Origin of the sequence: Pantanalinema rosaneae CENA516 (genome assembly GCF_050753385.1) — a bacterium.
GTDB classification, from domain to species: domain Bacteria; phylum Cyanobacteriota; class Cyanobacteriia; order Leptolyngbyales; family Leptolyngbyaceae; genus Pantanalinema; species Pantanalinema rosaneae.
The window spans coordinates 1-22,479 of sequence record NZ_JBLZFZ010000050.1; the positions used below are offsets into that span (position 1 = coordinate 1).

Annotated in this window: 25 protein-coding genes and 1 tRNA gene; 13 read left to right on the forward strand and 13 right to left on the reverse strand. The window is 48.9% G+C overall.

The window, feature by feature from the left end; genetic code table 11:
- Positions 1-104 precede the first annotated feature (104 nt).
- The gene (locus tag ACN4EK_RS23545; protein ID WP_431660754.1) at positions 105-1,385 is read left to right on the forward strand and encodes an MFS transporter; all 1,281 of its coding nucleotides are present in this window, start codon (positions 105-107) and stop codon (positions 1,383-1,385) included.
- On the opposite strand, the gene ACN4EK_RS23550 is transcribed toward ACN4EK_RS23545, so the two are convergent.
- Entirely contained in the window at positions 1,334-2,296 is a 963-nt protein-coding gene (locus ACN4EK_RS23550; RefSeq protein ID WP_431660755.1) for an integron integrase, read from the reverse strand. The two genes, ACN4EK_RS23545 and ACN4EK_RS23550, sit on opposite strands and share 52 nt — an antisense overlap.
- 302 nt (positions 2,297-2,598) lie before the next feature.
- Between ACN4EK_RS23550 and ACN4EK_RS23555 the strand changes: the two genes are divergently transcribed.
- The 6 genes from ACN4EK_RS23555 (at position 2,599) to ACN4EK_RS23580 (ending at position 7,394) form a co-directional block, all read left to right on the forward strand.
- Entirely contained in the window at positions 2,599-3,558 is a 960-nt protein-coding gene (locus ACN4EK_RS23555) for a DNA cytosine methyltransferase (protein WP_431660756.1), read from the forward strand.
- Positions 3,559-3,569: 11 nt separating this feature from the next.
- Positions 3,570-4,166, forward strand: coding sequence for an HNH endonuclease (locus ACN4EK_RS23560; RefSeq protein ID WP_431660757.1), 597 nt, complete (start codon positions 3,570-3,572; stop codon positions 4,164-4,166).
- A gap of 769 nt (positions 4,167-4,935) precedes the next feature.
- The gene (locus ACN4EK_RS23565; RefSeq protein ID WP_431656353.1) at positions 4,936-6,006 is read left to right on the forward strand and encodes an IS110 family RNA-guided transposase; all 1,071 of its coding nucleotides are present in this window, start codon (positions 4,936-4,938) and stop codon (positions 6,004-6,006) included.
- Positions 6,007-6,621: 615 nt separating this feature from the next.
- Positions 6,622-6,861, forward strand: coding sequence for a hypothetical protein (locus ACN4EK_RS23570; protein WP_431660758.1), 240 nt, complete (start codon positions 6,622-6,624; stop codon positions 6,859-6,861).
- A 31-nt stretch (positions 6,862-6,892) separates the two neighbouring features.
- Entirely contained in the window at positions 6,893-7,171 is a 279-nt protein-coding gene (locus ACN4EK_RS23575) for a BrnT family toxin (RefSeq protein WP_431660759.1), read from the forward strand.
- Positions 7,152-7,394 (forward strand): hypothetical protein, encoded by a 243-nt coding sequence (locus ACN4EK_RS23580; RefSeq protein ID WP_431660760.1) that lies wholly within the window; start codon positions 7,152-7,154, stop codon positions 7,392-7,394. Before ACN4EK_RS23575 ends, ACN4EK_RS23580 begins: the two co-directional genes overlap by 20 nt.
- Before the next feature lie 98 nt (positions 7,395-7,492).
- Here ACN4EK_RS23580 and ACN4EK_RS23585 read toward each other — a convergent pair whose 3' ends face one another.
- Positions 7,493-7,651 carry a hypothetical protein gene (locus ACN4EK_RS23585; RefSeq protein WP_431660761.1) on the reverse strand — a complete coding sequence of 53 codons (159 nt, stop codon included), beginning with the start codon at positions 7,649-7,651 and terminating at the stop codon, positions 7,493-7,495.
- 409 nt (positions 7,652-8,060) lie between these two features.
- Here ACN4EK_RS23585 and ACN4EK_RS23590 point away from each other — a divergent pair, with 409 nt between their 5' ends.
- Positions 8,061-9,656 carry an ATP-binding protein gene (locus ACN4EK_RS23590; protein ID WP_431660762.1) on the forward strand — a complete coding sequence of 532 codons (1,596 nt, stop codon included), beginning with the start codon at positions 8,061-8,063 and terminating at the stop codon, positions 9,654-9,656.
- A 242-nt stretch (positions 9,657-9,898) separates the two neighbouring features.
- Here the strand turns inward: ACN4EK_RS23590 and ACN4EK_RS23595 are convergent, their stop codons facing one another.
- From ACN4EK_RS23595 to ACN4EK_RS23620, 6 genes are all read right to left on the reverse strand, one after another.
- Positions 9,899-10,936 carry an IS5 family transposase gene (locus ACN4EK_RS23595; RefSeq protein WP_431655305.1) on the reverse strand — a complete coding sequence of 346 codons (1,038 nt, stop codon included), beginning with the start codon at positions 10,934-10,936 and terminating at the stop codon, positions 9,899-9,901.
- A gap of 32 nt (positions 10,937-10,968) precedes the next feature.
- Positions 10,969-11,151 carry a DUF3368 domain-containing protein gene (locus tag ACN4EK_RS23600; protein WP_431660763.1) on the reverse strand — a complete coding sequence of 61 codons (183 nt, stop codon included), beginning with the start codon at positions 11,149-11,151 and terminating at the stop codon, positions 10,969-10,971.
- Complete coding sequence (locus ACN4EK_RS23605) at positions 11,152-11,496, reverse strand: DUF3368 domain-containing protein (protein ID WP_431660764.1); 345 nt, start codon at positions 11,494-11,496, stop codon at positions 11,152-11,154. It abuts the gene before it with no gap.
- Positions 11,493-11,738, reverse strand: a complete 246-nt coding sequence (locus ACN4EK_RS23610; protein ID WP_431660765.1) for a UPF0175 family protein — start codon at positions 11,736-11,738, stop codon at positions 11,493-11,495. Before ACN4EK_RS23610 ends, ACN4EK_RS23605 begins: the two co-directional genes overlap by 4 nt.
- 282 nt (positions 11,739-12,020) lie before the next feature.
- Positions 12,021-13,451 (reverse strand): hemolysin family protein, encoded by a 1,431-nt coding sequence (locus ACN4EK_RS23615; RefSeq protein WP_431660766.1) that lies wholly within the window; start codon positions 13,449-13,451, stop codon positions 12,021-12,023.
- Positions 13,452-13,546: 95 nt separating this feature from the next.
- Positions 13,547-14,203, reverse strand: a complete 657-nt coding sequence (locus ACN4EK_RS23620) for a hypothetical protein (RefSeq protein WP_431660767.1) — start codon at positions 14,201-14,203, stop codon at positions 13,547-13,549.
- A 251-nt stretch (positions 14,204-14,454) separates the two neighbouring features.
- Here ACN4EK_RS23620 and ACN4EK_RS23625 point away from each other — a divergent pair.
- Positions 14,455-14,527, forward strand: a tRNA-Ile gene (locus tag ACN4EK_RS23625).
- Positions 14,528-14,534: 7 nt separating this feature from the next.
- On the opposite strand, the gene ACN4EK_RS23630 is transcribed toward ACN4EK_RS23625, so the two are convergent.
- On the reverse strand, positions 14,535-15,035 hold the full coding sequence (locus ACN4EK_RS23630; protein WP_431660768.1) for a hypothetical protein: 501 nt from the start codon (positions 15,033-15,035) through the stop codon (positions 14,535-14,537).
- Positions 15,036-15,189: 154 nt separating this feature from the next.
- Between ACN4EK_RS23630 and pyrE the strand changes: the two genes are divergently transcribed.
- Positions 15,190-15,813, forward strand: coding sequence for an orotate phosphoribosyltransferase (gene pyrE, locus ACN4EK_RS23635; RefSeq protein ID WP_431660769.1), 624 nt, complete (start codon positions 15,190-15,192; stop codon positions 15,811-15,813).
- Between the two features lie 21 nt (positions 15,814-15,834).
- Entirely contained in the window at positions 15,835-16,389 is a 555-nt protein-coding gene (locus ACN4EK_RS23640; RefSeq protein ID WP_431660770.1) for a DUF3592 domain-containing protein, read from the forward strand.
- Between the two features lie 19 nt (positions 16,390-16,408).
- On the opposite strand, the gene ACN4EK_RS23645 is transcribed toward ACN4EK_RS23640, so the two are convergent.
- Positions 16,409-18,502 carry an NAD(P)/FAD-dependent oxidoreductase gene (locus ACN4EK_RS23645; protein WP_431660771.1) on the reverse strand — a complete coding sequence of 698 codons (2,094 nt, stop codon included), beginning with the start codon at positions 18,500-18,502 and terminating at the stop codon, positions 16,409-16,411.
- A gap of 148 nt (positions 18,503-18,650) precedes the next feature.
- Between ACN4EK_RS23645 and ACN4EK_RS23650 the strand changes: the two genes are divergently transcribed.
- Complete coding sequence (locus ACN4EK_RS23650) at positions 18,651-18,884, forward strand: hypothetical protein (protein WP_431660772.1); 234 nt, start codon at positions 18,651-18,653, stop codon at positions 18,882-18,884.
- Between the two features lie 14 nt (positions 18,885-18,898).
- A complete protein-coding gene (locus tag ACN4EK_RS23655) occupies positions 18,899-20,056 on the forward strand; it encodes a pyridoxal-phosphate-dependent aminotransferase family protein (RefSeq protein WP_431660773.1) in 1,158 nt (385 codons plus the stop codon).
- A gap of 169 nt (positions 20,057-20,225) precedes the next feature.
- On the opposite strand, the gene ACN4EK_RS23660 is transcribed toward ACN4EK_RS23655, so the two are convergent.
- The 3 genes from ACN4EK_RS23660 to nblR all read right to left on the reverse strand — a co-directional run bounded on the left by ACN4EK_RS23660 (position 20,226) and on the right by nblR (position 22,383).
- Positions 20,226-20,417 (reverse strand): DUF2949 domain-containing protein, encoded by a 192-nt coding sequence (locus ACN4EK_RS23660; RefSeq protein WP_431660774.1) that lies wholly within the window; start codon positions 20,415-20,417, stop codon positions 20,226-20,228.
- A 569-nt stretch (positions 20,418-20,986) separates the two neighbouring features.
- Positions 20,987-21,577: a DUF192 domain-containing protein gene (locus ACN4EK_RS23665; protein ID WP_431660775.1), complete on the reverse strand. Its 591-nt coding sequence runs from the start codon at positions 21,575-21,577 to the stop codon at positions 20,987-20,989.
- A 110-nt stretch (positions 21,578-21,687) separates the two neighbouring features.
- Positions 21,688-22,383, reverse strand: a complete 696-nt coding sequence (gene nblR / locus ACN4EK_RS23670; protein WP_431660776.1) for a response regulator transcription factor NblR — start codon at positions 22,381-22,383, stop codon at positions 21,688-21,690.
- Between the last annotated feature and the right edge of the window lie 96 nt (positions 22,384-22,479).

Here is a 22,479-nt window from a genome sequence, read left to right on the forward strand (position 1 = left end):
AGATGTGTATAAGAGACAGCCACTAACCCACCCAGAGGAAGCCCCACCACCCATCGGTTCGTTATGCTGGAACTCGGTGTCAACTATCCCGAGGAAGCAAGCCCTTGAGCGTTTTCAGTACCCTACAACCAGAACCCAAACGGCATTTAATGGTGTTATTTGGGGTGGGTCTGTTGTTCTGGTCCAGTATGGCAACCCTACTGCCCACCCTCTCCCTATATTTAGAAACGATTGGTGCGACCAAACACCAGATTGGCATCGTCATGGGCGGCTTTGCGATCGGACTGTTGATCTTCCGACCCCAACTCGGACGCATGGCGGATCACCGGGGACGCAAGCTGGTTTTAGTGATTGGGGTATTAGCTGCCACGATCGCCCCGCTTGGTTATTTAATGACAGACTCCATTCCTTTGCTGTTTGGGGTACGGATTTTTCATGGCATTAGTATTGCGGCATTTGCCACCGCCTATAGTGCGCTGGTGGTAGACCTGACTCCCCCGCAACATCGCGGCGAAATTATTGGCATCATGACATTGGTGAATCCGATCGGGGTGGCGATCGGTCCGGCTTTGGGCGGCTTTCTACAGGAATATGCGGGTAATGTGCCCCTGTTTCTAGCCGCTAGTGGGTTAGGAGTGACAGCGCTGATGGGGACATCTCAGATCCAAGCACCGCCACTGAGCGAGTTGCCATCCGATCCCAACGAGGTCGAACCAGCGATCGCAGCGTTACCATTTTGGCGGCTACTGAGCAGTCCTCCCTTCCGCATCCCGACCCTGCTCTTGCTGCTGGTTGGATTAGCCTTTGGCACTCTCAGCACCTTTGTGCCCCTATTTATTAAAGAGAGCCAGGTTCCCCTAAATGTGGGGCTATTCTATACGGCGGCAGCACTCTCTAGCTTTATTGTTCGGATGCCCACGGGCAAAGCCTCCGATCGCTATGGACGGGGACGGTTTATTACTGTAGGTCTGGGATTCTATGCCTTAGCGATGTTACTGTTGTGGTTCGCTAATAGTGCCCCTGCCTTTTTGATTGCTGGATTCGCCGAAGGAGCCGGAGCCGGAATCTTTCTCCCAACGATGATCACCTTAATTGCCGATCGCTCTCCTAGCCATGATCGGGGGCGGATCTTCGGGCTTTGTATGGCAGGCTTTGATTTGGGAATGGCGATCGCGGGTCCGAGTCTTGGCTTTGTCGCCGATGCGATCGGCTATCGGAGCTTGTTTGGGATTGCCAGTGGTCTGGTGTTCGTTGCGATCGGTGTCTTCCTGACGCTTTCTAGCAAAACCCTATCGCATTCTCTGCGATTCGCGCTCACCAATGGTCATGATGTTTATGCATCCAGTGGACTTTGTACTCCATGCCCCCCTCGATTCAAGACATGAGTGTAAATCATTGTTGTCTTAACATCTTTATGCCCAAGCAGTTCCTGAATCGTGCGGATGTCATATCCACGCTCTAACAAATGGGTTGCAAAGCTGTGCCGGAAAGTGTGACAACCAACCCGCTTGGTGAGCCTGACAGCCCTCACGGCTTGTTTAACTGCTTTTTGGACTCCACTTTCATGTAAGTGATGTCGGCACATGAGTCCACTGCGGGGATCTTTGGTAATTGAACCGGATGGAAACACATACTGCCAAATCCATTCCCGATTGGCATTTGGATATTTACGCTCAAGTGCGAAGGGCAAATTCACCATGCCAAACCCCCGGCTCAAGTCCCGTTGGTGTTGCCGTTGTACTCCGACTAAATGATCTTGCAATTCTGCTGCAACACTGGATGGCAACATGGTCACACGGCTCTTGCTTCCTTTACCATCTCTGACCACGATTTGCTGGTGAGCAAAGTCAACATCCTTCACTCGCAATCGCAACCCTTCAATCAAGCGAAGCCCACTCCCATAAAGTAGTTTCACAACCAGTTGATAAATACCATCACACTGTTGAATAACCGCAATTGCTTCCTGTTTGGTCAACACCGTTGGCACATACTGAGGTCGTTTCGCTCGAACGGCATCAATGCCCAACATTTCCAGCTTGAGCACGTCCCGATAAAGAAACAGCAGGGCGCTAAGAGCTTGATTTTGAGTTGAAGCGGAAACCTGCCCCTCGACGGCTAGATGGGTGAGGAATGCTTCAATTTCAGCGTTACCCATCTCCCTGGGATGGCGCTTATTGTGAAACAGGATATAGCGGCGAATCCATTGCACATAGGTTTCTTCAGTGCGGTAAGCATAGTGCTTGAGACGAATGGTATCACGCACCTGATCCAGCAATTTCTTAGGAGGTGGCTGCATAAAAGTAAGCAGATGTACTGTGTATTCAATAGTACATCCGTTCACATCCGTAAGTAATCTGAAATTATGCGGAAAAATTCTTGCTATGCAGCTGGAGCAGCGTATTATACGGAAATAATCGGCATAAGTAGTAGATTTCGGATGTTATGCTGAATTATTCTGCCTATCCACCCCAAATTGGGATCTTAGGCAGAAAAATTCCGTCTATTAATAGTTAGGTGTCCGTAGCTTACTACCCATCTGTCCAAGCCCTCTTCCTGTAAACTTGTACTACAACCTGTGGAGTAGTCGAGAGAACTTCAATGGCTCAAGTGACATGCTTAGAAATCTGTGCTGGTGCTGGTGGTCAAGCTTTAGGCCTGGAGCAGAGCGGGTTTGAGCCTCAAGCACTAGTTGAGATTGACAGCGCTTGTTGTAATACTCTCAGGTTTAATCGACCTCAATGGAATGTTATAGAAGGTGACCTGAGAGGTTTTCAGGGTAAATCTTTTGTAGATATTGATTTGCTAGCAGGTGGCGTACCTTGTCCACCATTTTCAAAAGCAGGTAAGCAGTTAGGCCAAGAGGATGATCGAGATCTTTTTCCCGAAGCACTCCGGTTAGTGGATGAATGCAGACCTCGTGCTGTCATGCTGGAAAATGTTCGAGGATTTTTGGATGCTGTTTTTGAAGACTATCGAGGTAACTTAAAGCGGCAGCTTGAGAAGTTGGGATATATAACTGATTGGAGGTTGTTGAATGCCTCCGATTTTGGTGTGTCGCAACTAAGACCTCGTGTTGTGATAGTAGCTATACAACAAGATTTAGCGGGAAGTTTCTCATGGCCTAAATCTTATAGCCAAAATCCACCAACAGTTGGGGAGCTTTTATACGAGCAAATGGCATCAAGAGGATGGAAAGGCGTTGATAGGTGGAAACAGCAAGCTGATGATATTGCTCCTACCATCGTTGGAGGCTCTAAGAAGCACGGTGGGCCTGATTTAGGTCCTACTCGTGCTAAGCGGGCTTGGGCAAGTTTAGGTGTGGATGGCATGGGAATAGCCAACGAACCGCCTAGCAAAGATTTCGTAGGGATGCCCAAATTGACGGTTGAAATGGTTGCTAAAATTCAGGGTTTTCCCGCTGATTGGCATTTCACTGGTAAAAAGACTCCAGCATATCGCCAAGTAGGGAATGCTTTTCCACCGCCTGTAGCCCAGGCTGTCGCACAAGAAATCTTTAATTGTTTGACCACCAAAAAGATATTTGCAATTGCTAGTTAAAAAAATGACTTATGCCAACAAAGAAAGGTGCAAGGGCAAAGCTGAGAGAACACTTCCTTAACAACATCGGAAGAGTTATGGATTCTGATGAACTTAGAGAGGTAGCCAGAGACATTACAGAATGGGCAAGACGAGTGAGAGAACTACGGTCTGAGGAAGGGTATCAAATTCAAACCCATAACGACAGGGGCGATCTCAGACCTGGACAGTATATCCTTGAGGATCCTAAACCAATACCTGCTTTTGAAAGAGCAATCTCCAAGGAGACTCGTGCCTATGTTCTTGATAGGAATGGATTTACGTGCCAGATGTGTGGGGCTGTAGCTGGAGAACCACATCCCTACGATCTCACAAGAAAAACTCGGTTACATATCGGACATATAGTGGACAAGTCCCAAGGAGGAACTGACGATCCATCCAATCTCCGTGCAATTTGCTCTGTGTGTAATGAAGGCGCTTCAAATTTAACGTTGGAAAGACCATCAAACCTGAAACTTTTAGCACAGGTTAGACGAGCTAAAGGCAGTGACCAAATTGAGCTTTTAAAGTGGCTTGCTCGGAAGTATCCAAAGCAAACCAAGGAGTTCCTGGGTGAAGATGACACCTAATCGGGTAACAGGGAGGTTTTCCCTCCCCGTCCCCACAACACCCCTCATGCGGGTCCGCAAGGGGCGTTTCCTCAAAGAGGTTTAGACAGTTCAATCCGAAGAATTCATGTCCAGGGCTGGCTATGCAGTTAAGCGCCGACTGATGGCTCCCCCATCCGGGTTCATCGCCTCGCCGAGCTTTGCGGCTCCTCCCCGCTCTTTGAAGTTCAACCCTTCGCCTTGTCTCACCCATTACGGTAAGCGTTTGACTACTATGGCCACGGCACGACTTCTGCCCAATCACGTCTAGCATTTCTACCGGACGCGCTGCCTGGATGACCGTAGGGTTCTGTGGGTTGTCCATCCCTTTCGAGATGGCCCTCAATCAGACTCCCATAGCCCTTAGACCGCCATTTGGGCAGATCTCCCCAGATAAGACCATGAACCTTCACTGCACAACTGCGCCATCAACCCTTGCCCCGTGAACCAAAGGATTTCGTTGTGTTGTGCCAACTTATCCTGGGGGTCTCGGCCTTCTATGACGTTTTTGTCCGTCAGCTTGCAGCTTTGCCGCTGGCTTCCTCCAGACATTCCCTCGCAGGTTTGCCCTTGCCTTAAGCTAGTAGTTGTCGTCGCTCGGATCGTCGAGTTGATCATTTGGACGTTGGTTCTCCTACAGGGGACTTTCACCCCATTGATTCATGCCCATGCTGTCCCTATGCTGGATTGCAGTACGCTAAACAAGAACTGGATAGGGTTGACAGTTCTAATTCTAAAAAGGAGTTTCCAAATGAAGAAAGTGATCCCTGCGATCTCCTACGTTGGAAAAGAAGTCTTTATTGGAATTGACGTACACAAGAAAACTTATGCCGTTGTAGCGCGGATGGACGGAGAAGTGGTCAAGAAATGGACAACGGCTGCTGCTCCTCAAGGACTTGCTGAGCAACTGCTGAAGTTCTTTGTTGGGGCAAACATTCATACGGCTTATGAAGCTGGGTTTTCAGGGTTTGTTCTACATCGCGTGTTGACCAGCCACGGAATTCATAACCTTGTGATTCATGCTGCTGGAATCGAAGTTGCTGTCAATGACCGGGTGAAAACCGATAAACGCGATGCCCAAAAGCTCTCGACACTTTTGGAAGCTAGGCGATTAAGAGGAATTCGAATTCCCAGTGAAGCACAAGAACAACAGCGAATGCTGACTCGAACTCGACAACAACTGGTTGAAGATCGCACCGCTGTGAAAAATAAGATTCGCATGAAATTTCACCAACTCGGTCTCATTGACAATGATGAGAACCGTCCGATGACTCACCGATTGGTTGAAAAACTACTTCCCAATGTCTCAGCCCAAGAGTTCATCCTGGCAATTGAAGCTTACTGGAGCATTTGGAAAAAGCTGGATGAGGAGATTAGCAAGCTAGTTGCGGAGTTGAAGCAGCAAGCAAAATCCGACCCAAATGAAAACACCTATCGGTCCGCTCCTGGCGTTGGTCCTCTTTCGGCTCGGATTTTGTCAAACGAATTGGGCAATATGTCTCAATTCAGGAATGAACGGCAGTTGTTTTCCTACACAGGGTTGACTCCAAGTGAGCATTCCAGTGGTGAAAACATCCGCAAAGGAGGGATTAGTCGGCAAGGGAACAGCCGATTGAGAGGCATCCTGGTTGAAATTGCTTGGCGAGCAATCGACAAAGACACGGCATTACGAGCGTGCTTTGACCGCCTCCACCCACGAATTGGGAAAAAGCGGGCGATTGTGGCAATTGCCCGAAAACTCATTGGACGAATTCGAGCCGCTTTTCAAGCAGAAGTTGAATACAAAGTAGGATATTTTGGTCTTGAAGGTGAAGCAGCTTAAAGAACATAGTCTTGATGAGCAATGACAATCTTGAAATGATTAAAAACAACATTAGGAATGGAATCAACGAAATTCCCTGCTGTGACCACGTTGAATGCCCGGTGAGCAGTCCCCTGATCACGTCATGCTGTTTGCGGCGCAGCACCTTTGATAACGGATGAGGAACGTGTAGCATCATTACGATGATGACTACGAATGACTGGTTGTTGAGAAGGTCCTAATGTTGAGTGAGTGGTTTGTTGAGGAGGTGGTGGCGGACATTAGATTTTTGACTGCTAAACAACTCAAACAAAATTACCGGAATTAGGCTCCGATTGCGAATGCCACACCTCCAAGGGCGGCTCAGTTTTATTTGCGATAGATTAATTGTTTTTACTTTCAGCTTGACAATCCACATGACTGGGCGTACACACTGCGTTGGTGCGGACGGTACAGAAGCTATTGGTGGGTGTTCAAGGTTATCTGCCGCCGCACAACTTCACCGTTAGGCTGCAATTTCTACTGAGTAAGTTCTGTTTGCAACAAGTTTTGGATGAAGTAAGATTGCGTATTTATAGCTATCTAAACTGTCATACTTGCAAGCGAACGCTCTGGTTAGGCAAAGCTGTGTGGAACATGAGTGGTCAACTATCCCATTTCCATATTGGGGATGCTAATCGTCCCCCACATTGGAAGAGGGAACAGCTTAACCAAGTGTTATGGAAATTCCTCGCAGACCATACCTCTTACCATATAGATGTTCGACTTGAGCATGAGATGGGTGAGGAGATGTGGGATTATCAAAAAGTTGGAGGCGATCGCGACGATGACATTAGTTTTGAACAGTATCTAAACGGATGGCAGGGACTGAAATAGGCATTGATAAGGGTTTAGCTATAATCTGAATATGGAGTTTGAGTGGGATCAGTCAAAAGCCGCTAGTAATCTGAAGAAACACGGTGTCAGCTTTGAAGAAGCCAAATCCGTATTCGATAATCCTTTGGCGGCAATCTTTGATGATAAGGCTCATTCCGTAAATGAACAGAGAGAAATCATCATTGGTCACTCTCGACAGAATCGTTTGCTGTTAATTGCTTTTACTGAGCGATCTGGTAACGTCCGTATCATTAGTGCACGTCTAGCTACTCGCCAGGAGCGTGAGGATTATGAGCAAAATGCCCTCTGATCACACACAAAGTTCTGAAGACGAGCTTTCACCAGAGTATCGTTTTGATTACGAGAAGGCGAAGCCCAATCGATTTGCCGTTAATGATAAGACGCAAAAGTTAACGGTTGTAGTTTTAGATGAGGATGTGGCTCAGGTTTTTACAACGCCTGAATCAGTTAACAAAGTGCTAAGAGCATTGATCGAAGCAATGCCACAATCAGCAGGCGGCGAGACAGCCTAATCGGGTCGAGGAGAGCATTTAACTCTCCCCTCCCACACCACCTGCCATGCGGATCCGCAACAGGCGGTTCATGAAGACGCGCAAACAGCGCTGATGACTTAAACGTATCCTTGAATTTTCATCCAAAGTTGTTTAATCGATCGCAATCCCTGTTGTTCTAACCACTCATTCGTCATTCCCGTAGGCGTTGCTAACGTCTTTGACAAGCGCCAATAGCCTTTACGACTAACGAACAACCGCTTGAATCGTTCTGCCATGATAAGGGCAACTCTTGCGGTGTCCCCCAATCCGTTGCTTCAATCGTGCCCTCGACCAACACTCCTGCTCTCAAGTAACGATCGATGAGGCGATGAAAACGTCCTGAGCGCCGAACCACTCTAGGGTCTGATCTTCTTCCCCGCTTCCAGCTTTTTGGTGGTGATGCGATCGTGATCGATTCTATGATGACCGTTGTCGGCGTTGAGCGCTGAGTGCATCATGCCTTAATTGTTGATATCCAATTTATGATTCTATCAACCCGTCATATAGTTGCCATGTCTCAAAAATGGAGCTGGCATTTGACAGCTTCTTGAACTTTTAGTGAGGTTTTGATGCTGCCACAAAGTTTTCACAATTGCAGGCTACATTAGCACTCATAGCCAGACATGTCAGTAGTTACAAGCCAGCATGACCTCTCTCGACGTAGCTCAAACGAATACCCTTGTCGGTAGCCATCTCGCTCCTCCATCTTTACTTTCAACCGCAAATTCTGCATCTGTGATCGCGCTGATGGAGGGACAGAATCATGTCCTAGAGCTAATTGCTCAAGGAAAACCATTACCCACAATTTTGGATACTCTGGCTCGTTTAATTGAGTCTCAAACCTTAGAACCGACCTACTGTTCATTTTTGCTCGTCGATCAAGATGGACAACGGTTACGACATGGGGCAGCTCCTAGTTTGCCGATCGAGTATAACCATTTAATTGATGGAGTTGAAATTGGTCCAGAGGTTGGTTCTTGCGGTACGGCGGCTTATCATGTGGCATCGGTAATCGTCGAAGACATCAGCCTTGATCCCTTATGGGCAGCATTTCGAGAGTTGGCTTTGAGTTACGGGTTACGTGCCTGCTGGTCAACGCCGATTCTCTCTTGCGATGGGCAAGTCCTGGCTACCTTTGCGATGTATCATCCTTTCCCCTACAAGCCTGTCCCCCACGATCGCGAATTGTTGATCAAGGCGACTTATTTGGCGCGGATTGCCATTGAACGGCATCTGAATGAAGCCGCGTTGAAACAAGCCAAGAATTCTCTAGAAATTCAAGTTGAGCAGCGCACCCAGGAATTACAAGTAGCGATCGCGCAATTGAAGGAGCAAATTCAGGAGCGGCAAGGTGTAGAAGCCCAATTGCGCCACAAAGCCCAAGAACTGGAAGATACCCTGAGAGAACTAAATCAAACGCAATCCTGGATGATTCAGAGCGAAAAAATGTCATCCCTGGGGCAGCTTGTAGCCGGTGTTGCCCATGAAATTAACAACCCAATCAGTTTTATCTATGGCAATCTCACCCCCGCCCGACAGTACATTCAGGACTTATTAGAACTGATTCACCAGTACGAAATTCATACTCCGCAGCCTATCCCGGCTGTACAAGCCACGTTGGAGGCGATCGAGTTTGATTTTTTGAAGCGAGATTTACCCAAACTGCTGAATTCAATGCAATTGGGAGCAGAGCGGATCAAGCAAATTGTGCTCTCGTTACGCACGTTTGCCCGCAAGGATGAGGCAGAACACAAGGAGGTTGATCTGCACGAGGGGCTTGAGAGTACGTTGACAATTTTGGAACATCGACTGAGATCCCAGCCTGATCGAGCTGAAATTGTCATATCCAAAGACTATGGTCAGTTGCCCCTGGTGCAATGCTATGCAGGGCAATTGAACCAGGTTTTCATGAATCTTTTGGTGAATGCCATTGATGCGATCGAGGAGCGTCTGGGGCGTGGCACTCTGTCTGCTCAGCCTGAGATTCAGATTTCCACCCGCTTCAGTCACAACCCCAAACACGTCAGCATTTCCATCACCGATAATGGCATCGGCATCTCACCCGAAGTGCGATCGCAGTTATTTGATCCATTTTTTACAACCAAAACCATTGGCAAAGGCACTGGGATGGGTTTGGCGATTAGCTACCAGATCGTAACAGAGCGCCATCATGGAACCTTGCAGTGCATTTCCCAGCCCCACCAGGGAGCAACCTTCATCATCACTATTCCCATTCGTTGAGGACAGAGCAAAACATACAGTACCGAGTGAGCTTCTTTACTGATTAACAACTTTTCAAACGCCCTCTAACATCAGTAGCAATCACTCATTTGCAATTTTTAGGATTGGGAACCTCGATTAATTGAGGTTTTACAAATTTCAAGTCTCATTCCAGTCTCAAAGTCGATTATCAGTCCTCTATGCCGTCAAATCTGCTGTGGATTCTCCGCTCCACTTGCTGCCATGCCGGATGTTGGATAGATCTATCCGTCAGCTTCAACCGGGCGTGTTTGCCAGAAGACCAAACGCAGGAAGTTGTAAGTCAAATTCTTCAACCCTAACTGCACCTTAGCCCGCTCCAGTCCAATCGAGCGTACCAGTTTGCCACCCATTTGCATCACCCAAGCCCCAAAGACATGCTCGACCTTGGCCCGGGTTTGAGAGCGCTCTCGGTTGGCGGCTTTTTGTTCCTCGCTTAAGGGGCGATTGCGATAGGCGCGTTCATGGATGTGACTGATGAAGGTTAAGACCACGAGCAACCCTTCGAGGGCGACGGAACGATAGGCACTGTCCGCCCACACCTCATCGCCTTCATTGTCAGCATCGAGCACTGCCGTGAAGGCTTGACTATCGTGCACGGCGGCATCGGTCACGGCATAGCGACGAATAAAGCCATGGTTGGCATCAATACTCAGGTGATCCTTATAGCCGAAGTAACTCTTGCCGTTTTTCTTCGTCCAGGTCGCATCGCCATCTTTTTGTGCCCCCTGATGCGGATTCTCTTGCCATTGGGGTGGCCTTTTTCCAGCCTCCAGATGGGCTTTTTCATCCTGGTCAAAGTGCTGTTTTGGCACCGGGATCAAGGTCGCATCAATAATTTGCCCCCCTTGGGCTTGATAGCCTTGCGCGCTTAAGTATTCTCCAAAGGACTCAAACAACGGCTCTACTAATTGATGCGCTTGCAACTGCTGACGAAATAACCACACTGTGGTCGCATCCGGCACCGAATCTTCAATTCCTAACCCCAAAAATCGCATGAACGAGAGTCGGTCTTTGACTTGATATTCCAACGCTTCGTCACTGATGTTGTACAACTGCTGTAACACTAACAGCTTAAACATCAAAATCACATCCATAGGCTTGCGTCCAGCGTTGCTTTTGCGCGGTTTGTCATGGATCACGGCAAGTTGTGCCCGAAACGATTCCCACGGAATTAACCGGTCTAAATCTTCTAAAGTGCTTTTCTTGGCGGCTAATTCTTGCTGGCGCTGTTCTAAATCCCAGAACCCTTGTTGTCCCATTGCTGTCCTTGGATGGCCTGACTGCTGCTATCTTATCTCTCTGATCTCAGAATGAGACATCCTTTTTTCGATTTTTCGAGGTGCCCGATTGTGTCATACAACCGATTACTAACGCGAAAATCAGCTTGTTCAATCAATTGATCTATCAGTAGTTTAACAGATTGGATTAAATTGTGCTGTTTAGCTTGTATAAGCACACCTAATAATCCAGTCACTTACAAACCATAACTTGTTGCTACGATACGCCCTCGACGTTCATCCATTAACAGTAGATCAGCTTTGAGTTCTAGTGCTAAGGAGATCGCTTCAGCTTCGCCAAAGTCAATGTTTTCCTGGCTTTTCTGAATTGTGAATACTTGTTGTTGATCTGTAACTGTTTGAGTTTCAATCCAGGGTAAAGTTTGCACCTCCATAGCCCCAGGAACAGGTTTGCCGACATTGACCATTTCATCGTAAACGGCTGCTGGAATCACGATGCAGGTGTACAATCCTTGTAGCAGATCTAACTCTCCAATAGCTGCCAGATTCGTAATCGGTGATGTATCACTAACAACGATCACAAGAGTTTCATCGACTGCAAAGTCTTAACATCTGCTTGAAAATCCTCCACATCATAGTTGATGCAAAGCCCTCGCTTAGCAAGTTCGTGCTGAAACTCAATTACCGTCAGTCCAATCCAAGCACGAGCTTTGCCACTACTGATCTTTTCTTGCTTGTAGAGCATAATAGCGATTTCTAGTTTTAGTTCATCTTCCGTCATTCTTATGGCGCGGAGAATGTCGTCAGGAATTAAAACAGTCATAGGAATTATGCTTAGGAACGTTTATTCTACAATTTTAAGATACTGGGAGCAGAAGCATGGCATAGTCGCGGTTTAACAACCCGGCTAGAGCGGACTGAGACCGGCTAGATAGCCAAAGTGTAAAGGTATGCCACTCTTTCCGGTAAAGCAATCATTTTCTTGATGGCAAGATGTCCAACAGGCTGTGTCGAGCCTTGAGCAAATTCAATGGCATCGATCGAGGGGTTGGGGATCTCAGCCTGGGGTCAGGAATTAAACTCAGGGGTGAGAATGGGATTGTTCCTATTCCGGTTCTTCTCCCAATCGATCGCTGACTTCTTCAATTTGCCACGTTTCGATCGCATCCCTATCTCCGGTATCTGTCAAAGGTTCCAGGCGGCGGAGTTGGATTTGATGTAAGCGGGGTCCTTCCATTGAAATGATCGTAAATTCATAATCCTGGAAGCAGAGGACTTCCCCCGGTTGCGGAATCCGTTGAAATTGGTATAGCAAAAATCCTGCCAATGTCTGGTAATCGTCCGTCAGGGGCAGATCCAGATTCAAAGTATCGTTCAGTTCATCTAGATTCATCTGTGCCTGCACCCGAAAGGTTTGATCCCCCAAAATCACAATCTCTGGTTCTTCTTCACTGGCTGGTTCCAGAGTATCACCCAAAATTTCGGCGACCAAATCTTCGATCGTCACCAGACCAGCCGTACCACCAAATTCATCCACCACCATCACCATCGGTTGCCGCGATCGCTGCATTAATGGCAATAGTTCACTCAGAGGCATATATTCTGGGACAAACCGCGCCGGACGAATCCAGGCGGCGATCGTCTGCTCTAGTGATACTCCCACCTGGGCTAAGGGTTCTGCCACTTCCTTAAAGTGAATAATGCCGCGCACATCATCCAGGGATTCCCCAATCACGGGATAGCGAGAATGTCCAGAACTCGCCACTTCCTCTAGCAAATCTCGCAGCGTCGCATTATTCGGTACGGCTGCAATATTCGTCCGAGGCACCATGACTTCCTCGGTGCTAACATCGCCAAATTCAAACACGTTCCGTAGCAGTTCTCGCTTGTCCGCCTCCAAACCACTCGATTCGGTCGAAGTCGAAATAATTAATTGCAGTTCTTCCGATGTCACCTGGTTATACCAACCCTGCCCAGTATATTGAATCCCCACCAGCCGCAGCAGCAACCGAGTAGATTGATTCAGAATCCAGATAAAGGGGTTGAAAATTCGGGCGATCGCTAAACTAGAGGCACCTAAAAACCGAGCTAATTGTTCGGAATACAACAATGCCACGGACTTGGGACAGAGTTCTCCCAAAACAATTTGCAGGTAGGCGATCGTAAAAAAGGTCATCGGCAATGCCAGGGAATGCGCCACCGCCTGACGATAGGACAATGGTAGCGGTAGATGAATTAACCAATTGGCCACTAAAACCGCCATCGCACTTTCACCAATCCAGCCTAATGCCAGACTGGAAAGGGTAATGCCTAATTGAGTTGTGGATAACAAGCGGTCAATGCTGCTTTGGAGATCTTGCACCGTTTTCGCTTGCACATCTCCTGCCCCTACCAACTGATTAATCCGCGATCGCCGGACGGATACGATCGAAAATTCGGCTGCCACAAAGAAGGCATTAATGGCAATCAACAGAAACACCGATAATAACCGGAGGGCGATGTCTGACCCAGTGAAAGACGTAGCAGCTTGGATCACCTGTGCCTCACTTAGCCCCAGAACGAGTCATGCCGTGACCATCGACTCCAGTCTTAGCGAACCATCGGTTGAACTGGCACACCACCACACATCCTTTATTTGACGATAGGAACATCGGGTGCTTTGAGTTTTAACTGTTGATCAGGATAGTCGGTCAGTGCCAAGGAAATTTTTTCCACTTTTTCCAGCAATTCGGAGGGAACTCGAATCGTACCAGAAAATGTCTGGCTCTTGGAGGGTAATTCTCCCGGCAATCCTTCCGTCTTCGCATTTAAGATTTGTCCCCGATCATCCGTCACTTCCAAATCGCTATAAAGAAACTGGACGGCTTGATTGCCGTTGTTGCGCAGCGTCACATTTAAGACCAAAAAGCTATCTTCCTGCTGGGTTGATTTAATTTCTAACGTCACTCCTTGATCCTGAGCCACGATTGGGAAGCGCGATCGTACCGCCGCATTATCCGCCTTGTTAGCCGCCGTTGGTGTAGAGTCTGCTGCCTTGGCTGCCCCGCCATCCACATGAGCCTTAACACTCTTGAGAATATCTTCCTCCCGCAGGATCACTAGATCACTTTGGCGGGCGGGTTTCCCTTTGCGGTTTGCCAAATTATTCGTCGGTCGGGTATCAGGTTGGGTAATGCCCTTCAAGGCCTCTCGCCCCAGGGTTAGCCCAAAGGCAGCGCTCACCAAGCCAGCAGCCAGCATTGCGGTTAAAAGCACTAACGTGAGAGCAACAGTCGAGTTCAGTTTCATAGGTCTTTTAAGTGCCAGCGATCGATCAGTGGGTTCCGATTGGTAACTACACTAGCTTGTTCCACCCAGTTTCGATCCGGATCTTGAGCAATCCGTACAGAAAAGAATTGTAAATGTGATCGGCGCAACTGGATCACCAATAGAACAGGGACATACATTACAGTATGTCCCCAGACCAGGTTAATGCATGTTCTAGAACCGATTCGATCCCCTTTAGCCGACTTGACAAATCAGGCTACAATTGGTTCAGACCAGGGTTGGCCGAGCGGTTGAGGCAGCGAACTCATAATTCGCCCCAGGCAGGTTCAACTCCTGCACCCTGGATTTTGAATTACCACAATGCCGGTACAGGGGTTTGAGGTTGGGGTCGAACAACCGGCGGTGCGACGATCGGTGGCGACACGAAGGGAGGTTGCTCCACTAACAACGGTGGGTTATTCACCAGTCTGGGTAACGTCAGCACACTTTCATTAAAGGGATTGGGTAAGTCGGGAGTCCGCACAATCGGGAAATTATTCAGTTGGCGGCTCATCGTTTCATAGTACAAATTGGAAATCCCTTGAGCATCACTGGCAATTTCGGTTTCCGGAAAGGGACCGGTCAAAAATATCAGTTGTCGGATCAGACTGCGATTGGCAAAATAATCTGGATCCCGCCGGAAATAGACTTCATCAAATCGCTCCGGAATCGTTTGCAGCCGCGTCACGGGCGAAAACCGAATGGTATCTTGAGCGTTTGCCGATGGCGTGATCGCACTGGAAACAGTCATAACGGTCAGACCAGCGATCGCGCTCCGACTGACAATCCGGCAGAAATCAGACTTGAATGACATGAACATACTCCTCAATTTTTGAGCGGTATCTGTCCGTTTTTAAGACTAAGATCAGGAGGAGAGAAGCGGTTGGCTCCTGTAAAATCAACCTCTATAAGTCTGCCCCAACGTAATACTTAGTCTGACTCAATTCTACTGAGATTCTTCCAAATCTATGACGAATATTTGTCAATCATTAACGGAGTCCTTACCCGCAATTCCGACTATGGACTTAGCAGCACTTCGTCAACAACTTTTAGATTTATTTTGCCAGGTTGCCTATCAAGAAGGTGATTTTGTCCTGTCTTCTGGTCAGAAGGCTACCTATTACATCAATGGCAAACAAGTAACATTACATCCCTGGGGCGGATTAGCCGTTGGACGGATTTTATTACCCTACATCCCACCCGAAACCCAGGCTGTGGCTGGACTGACGTTAGGAGCCGACCCGATCGTCACGGCGGTGAGTATCGCTGGGGCATTGGAAAACCGCCCTTTAACCGCCCTGATTGTCCGCAAGGAAACCAAAGGTCACGGGACTCGCGCCTATATTGAAGGTCCGAGTTTACCGGAAGGCAGTGCCGTCACGGTATTAGAAGATGTCGTCACCACCGGACAATCTGCGATGAAAGCCGTCGATCGTCTGCGAGAGGCGGGCTATCAAGTCAATGGGGTGGTTGCCCTGGTCGATCGCCAGCAAGGCGGAGCGGAATTTTATCAACAGGCTGGGGTGCCATTTCAATCCGTGTTTACTATTCCCGACCTCCAGAAACGCTGGGCAGAACTGCAACAGGGGTAAGCAAACCACACGACCCACCTCATGACCCAACCATCCCAGCTACCAGACCCCATTCGCAAACCGCTCCTCGCCCTAATCATGGTTAGCTTCGCGGGTACAGGTGGGCTAATGGCATTGATCACTCTCTTCGTTGTGGTGATCAGCCTGTGGACTTCAGTTAGTCAGCTATCTTACTGGGATTGGATCTCTGCTCCCGCCGTAGTTGTGCGCCATACCACCTCTGAGCAGCCCAGAAGCCATCGCAGCCCCAGATCGAGGATGTATTGTGCTGTCATTCGCTTTAGCGATCGCACTGGCAAGCCCTATGAGGTGAACAGCACCTGCGTTACCGTTTATGGCTCACCGCGTAGACGGGGTGGTGGGTCAAGTTTCCGCTCTCCCTACTGGAAGGGGCAAGCCGTTACGGTTTGGTACGATCCAGACCATCCTGCTCAGACTCTGATTGCGGAACAGAAGCCCTATTTTAACCCCTTAGAGGCGATTAATTGGCTATCCATATTCTTTGGCACTCTTACGATCGGGTTGTTTCTGGGAGCAAAGATGGCACGGGATGAGTTACAAGCTCCCAAGAACTAGGTCGCGGAATAGCTGGCGATTAGCCAATTTCCGGAGTAGCGATCGGTTTTAAGCGGATGCCTGTCGCGGAGGTCGGTTGTGGTTTGCCTACCCCATCTGTATACGCATAACTTTGAGCCAGGAGCCAGAACCACAGCGCTGGAAAGCGGGGTTCCAGCCAGGGGCGAATTTGCCGTACCCATCCCGGAAACCAACTGCCAATTAAGGCACTAATAAATGCCTGGAAGGTAAACGAGGCATAACTGCCCAACCACCGAACGAAGTCACCCACACCTGCCAATTCCCAGATCCAGACTAGCAACATCGGATTTTTCCAGGCGGCGACTAACGCCATACGATTGAAGGTTACCCAATCGATCCGATCTTTGATGAAGGTTTCAGCTACCTGATTCGACTCGGCGGCTAACACGCCAAAAAAGGTGTTGAGCATGGAGTTCACCCGTTCAGGAGCCAGCGATCGTCCCGTTGGCACCATCATGCCCTTCGAGAATAGCCAGGTAACCGCAATATTACTTTGATAGGCACGAATTTGATTTAAATGCTGAACCGTCAGCAGATCATGCTTCAGTGCCACATCTAATAAATGTACTAAGCGGGGCAAATTCCGCACTAAGGAACCAAAGCCAGTAAAGATCAAGGGGGATTGTAAAGAAGCGGCATCCCCGATCGCCATTAATCGATCGAACGCCACCTGACGATCGCGACCACTCGCCGTGAAGTGTCCCGGAATGTAACCGAAGGTGGCTTTTTTCCACACCAACTGATCCATGTCACAGCGCCGATATTCCGGCAGGATGGTGAAAAAGTCCTCGTACATTTCCAGCAAGGAACCGGGATTATCGGGATGCACTTGATGGTAGTGGAACAGGTAAATCGTCAGTTCATCATGTTCGGCGGGAAACAGTTCCCAAATCAGCTGGCGACCCCGCGAAATATCTCCGTGACTGTTCAACACATCCCCATACTGGGAATCCCACACCCCCGGCTCAAATCCCCTGGAAATCACTGCTCCTACCGTGGGACACACACTATCAAATGCCCGTCCCCCGTTTAACTGCCACGCGATCGGAGAAGCCGTACCCATCGCATCAACTAACAGTCGCCCAGTGGCGCTGCGATCGTCCTGGGTCGGCAAATGTTGTGCTTGCACAACCACCTGATTGGGGCTGACATCAACCCGGATAAACTCAGTTTCATCCCAAATTTCACCCCCTGCCCGCCGTAACTTTTCCCCACAGACGCGGAGCAATTTCTCGGCATCTAAGGCAATGTTTAAAACCGTTGGGGTATGCAGAACTGGTGCTTGGGCTTGGGGGGGATTGTTGGCATCAAAAAACTTGTTAAAGCCATCAATATATTCCCGAGCAATCACCTGTTCAAATTCCGCCGGAGTAAATAACCCCAGGTCAATCAAACTCTGGAACTCCATGCGGGAGATATTCCATTCCCGATTCATTCTGCCAAACGGTAAGCGTTCTAGCAGCAATACCCGATACCCTAGCTGAGCCATCGCCGCCGCATGAATCACGCCCAGTGCCCCACCCACATAGATCAAGTCATATTGCGGCGCTTCAGTTGCCGCATCTACCGCTGGTTGCTTAAACACCACCTGTTTCGGTTGTTGTGGTCGCTGCACACTTTCCCGCCAGCGTTGCTCCCACCAATACACACGGGTCAGGTCATATTCCCCGTTGGGGATATTTTGAAAGTATTTGACCGTTAAGGGATAGTGATCTGCTAGGGCGGCAAAAATGCCTTGTTGTGAGAGATCGATCGCCGGGGGTGCAGGATACCGATTGGGAAACCGTTCGCGAATCTGCCGAGTCAGGGCTTGCAAAATCGCCTGTTCTCCCGGCAAAGGCTTGTCCGCCCACCGAAACACTTTCAGGTAGGTGGTGCGCTGGAGTGACCAGACGGCGATCGCCAATTCCCCCGATCGGGGCTCAGATTCAGAAATGGTGGGAGTGAGATCGGTAGTAGCAGGGAAGCGCAACCAAATTCCAGTCGGAGCCGGAATCTTTTCTACCAAATTCAATGTCAATTCTTGCTGAAGCCAGGTTATAACAGAAGGCGTTTCTGGCGTGGGAACTTCAATATAGAGAATTTCTTTCATTGGAGTTTGTAAAATTCAATGTACCAATACTCACGATAGAGGTTAAGAAACCCTAAAAGTACGCTAGACTTCATTACACACTTTTGCCAACAAACTTTACATCGTTCTCATTATTTAACTGGGCATCGTCCCGCTATGTCATATCGCCATGAATTATCCTATTCCAGTCAGTCCCCAAGAAGTTGTTGCCCTCCGCCAAAAATCCGTGGATGAGGAACTGATCGTCTCCGCGATCGCCGGTGTGGTCTTAGTGGCGCGCTCGCAGGGGCAGTCCTTAGAAGAATTAACCGCCGAAGTGTTAGCGGACGACGCGTTACTTGAACCGCATCAACGCCGTTGGCTGAGTGAAATTGTCGCGGTAGCCTGGGAGAGGCTACCTTAACAACTCGCAACGCCATGGACAATCCGTTAATGTTAATGGTTCCAGGGCCCACACCAGTTCCGGAACCTGTTTTATTGGCAATGGCAAAACACCCGATCGCCCATCGCAGCGACGAATTTTTTCAACTCATGGCGGAGGTGACACAGAACCTGAACTGGCTACACCAAACCCAACATGATGTGTTGATTCTGGCCAGCAGTGGCACAGGCGCGATGGAAGCGGGCATGATCAACTTCCTCAGTCCCGGCGATCGCGTGTTAGTGGGGTGTAATGGCAAGTTTGGCGATCGCTGGGCGGAGTTAGCCAGCAAGTTTGGCTTACAGGTAGACACCATCACGGCAGAGTGGGGAACCCCCCTGGATCCAGAACAATTCCGCGATCGGTTAGCGGCTGATACTGACAAAACCATCAAAGCCGTGATCCTGACCCACAGCGAAACCTCCACGGGGGTGATTAATGATCTGGAAACGATTAATCACTATGTCAAAGCGCATGGTGAAGCCTTAATCATGGTTGATGCCGTGACCAGTTTGGGATCGGTGCAGATTCCGATCGATGACTGGGGATTGGATGTCGTGGTTTCCGCCTCCCAAAAAGGCTACATGATGCCACCGGGTTTGGGATTTGTTGCCGTCAGTCCTAGAGCCTGGCGGGCGTATCCCACCGCGAAATTTCCCCGCTTCTATCTGGATTTAGGCAAATATCAACAGGATGCCTTGAAGCACAGCAATCCCTTTACTCCACCCGTTAACCTATTTTTTGCGCTGCAAGCCGCTTTACAAATGATGCAGACAGAAGGGTTAGAGGGGATTTTCGATCGTCATCAACGCCTCAGCCAAGCACTCCGCAGTGGCTTACAAGCCCTGGGATTTCGCTTGTTTGCTCCCGATCATGCGGCTAGTCCCACCGTAACCGCTCTATTTCCCCCGGATGGCATCGATGCAGAAGCCATTCGATCTGTGATGAAACATCGCTTCAAAATTATGCTGGCAGGGGGACAGGATCATCTGAAGGGTAAGATCCTGCGGATTGGGCATCTTGGCTATGTCCGCGATCGGGACATTCTGACCGCTTTAAGTGCGCTGGAAGCTACTCTCCTGGAACTGGGTCACAATACCTTCACCTCTGGAGCAGGCGTGACTGCCGCTGCCAAAATCATCACCGCTCACTAACCCTTTAAAGCAGAAAGCGGACTAACTTGAGCCCGCTTTCGCTTCTGTGGAAACTGATTGAATTGAGTTGATCGATCCAAATATGACCAGGGAACACAATGATTCATAGAACTAGTACCGGAGCATAATCCCTTCATGAACTTCCTCCTGAACAAGCCATCGTCGCCAGTTAAGCCTGTTCGAGCCAATCATAAATCCGGTCAAGTTGTTCAAGAGTAACTAAACCGTATTGCCACAAAATCATGGGCAACGGTCCTGGATCTTGCTCCAAATGGCGCAGGGCGATCGAAATAGAGGAAGCCGATAGAGCTAAATCCTCCTGGAGAAATCGAATCAAGCGAGCGTAGGTTGCAGGTCCCATGTCTGTATCACCTCCTGTGATAGGACACTATTGTGAATTCCAGTTAACTATCTAGAACGTTACAGTGGTCAGTCTCGCATCTGGCTATCAGCCCATCTGATGCAGGATGAGTCAACATCCGATCGACTTATGTAGTTGAAAGAGATTAATGCCTACTTAAGCAGTGCTGCTCCACCATTGCATCTGTGGATCTACAGAGTGCAAATGGGTGAATACGGATCACTTCAGCTTTTTTACCGAAACTGTGTAAAACCAAGCCGGAAAAAGCTTTGGCAATTAAGCCTACCGCAGCTATCACAAGGTCATAGCTCACGAACAGGCAAGCACTAATGCCTATCCAACGTTCATCTAACTGGATCTACCTCACACCACTCTGAGAGATTCTTTTACGTCAGGTTTAGTAATCCTGAAGTCCAAGTCCCTGACTACTCAGAGGTTTGGCAAAGAATCTAGACACTCAGCTTAGATGAACTGGTCAACTCTCAACTCCATCTCACGACAGATTACCGTAAATTGACCGTAGATGCTTAAAAAAAACTAAGAAATTATGTGAATTTTCGGACAAGCCGTTATGGAGATAGCGGCTGTACCTCTAGTCGATCGCCGGGTTTAATTCCTAATTCGGCGGCTCGTCCCCCTCGCAGCTCAATCACCTGATCAATTTCAATGGGGGTACCGTAGGTAGGACAGGGATCCGCCTTACAGGGAGCGGCATTCCGGGCAATATGCGCCACCTGACCATTCCGCAAAAATATCATGTCTAGCGGAATCAGCGTATTCTTCATCCAGAAGGCAATGGGGCGGGGTGGATCAAACGGAAACAACATGCCGCGATCGTCCGGTAATTGAGTGCGATTCATCAAGCCAATCTGCTGTTGCTGCGGGGTTTGAGCAACTTCCAACTGGATCACCCGCTCCCCCACTTTTACCTGCGCCGAAATGGGTAACTCTTGCGTGAGGGGATCAGTCACCGGACTCACAGCAGCAGGATCTTGAGCCACAGGAACCTCGCGATCGGAGGAGACAGCCGTTCCTGGCAGGGATGAACATCCAACCAAAGCCATGACTAAGATCAGGCAACTCAATGACTGTCCAGAGACGTTAAATGGCCAACGGGCGCGATCGTGGCTTCCATTCGCAAGCAGCGGATATTGCTTCATTCTCACTCTTAAGTTTGACTGTGCGACCATCTGACTTGATCCACTAGCGTAGAACTGTCAGAACCAGGACTATGAATCAGTCAATTCAGTTCCCCAGTCCATGGCTACTATTACGCTTCACGGAGAACATAACCGACCCCACGGACGGTCTGAATTAACCGCTTCTCGCCTTCGTCCTCAATCTTAAGCCGCAAATACCGAATGTACACTTCAATCACATTCGACTCGCCCATAAAGTCATAGCCCCAGACATTCTCCAGAATTTGTTCCCGGGTCAACACTTCTCGAGGATGTTCCATCAAGTATTTCAGCAGTTCAAATTCCTTCATCGTCAGGTCGATCGTTCGCCCATTTCTGCCCGCTTGCCGAGTTGCCAAATCCAGCACCAGATCGCCAAACCGCAATTTTTCATTGCCCTGACCGTGGGGCTGTAAATACATCCGGACAAGCTGCAAAAACTCATCGGTGCGATAGGGCTTGAGAAAATAATCATCGGCTCCCGCTTCCAGACAGGCAATCCGATCTTCCAACGTATCCCGTGCCATCATCATCAGCACCGGCACTCGCATCCCCATCGATCGCAGGCGACTGCACAACCATAAGCCTGACTCCCCTGCCAACATGCGATCGACCACGACTAACGAGGGCTGCATGTCGGGAACCTGCCGTAACGCGCTAATCGCATCCTGCGCCACGATCGCGTCGTAGCCAGATTCCTTCAAATCCAGACTTACGTGCTGAGCCAGAGTATCATCGGTTTCCACAAGTAAAATGCAGGAACTAGTTTCAGGAAGAGCAGTATTCATGTGGAATCGTGAGTGAGTATTTATGCCTGGTAATGCTTCTTCCTTGTTTTAGCACGTTTATGAAAAAATAGTTGACTTCAGGCATAGACTAGCTAG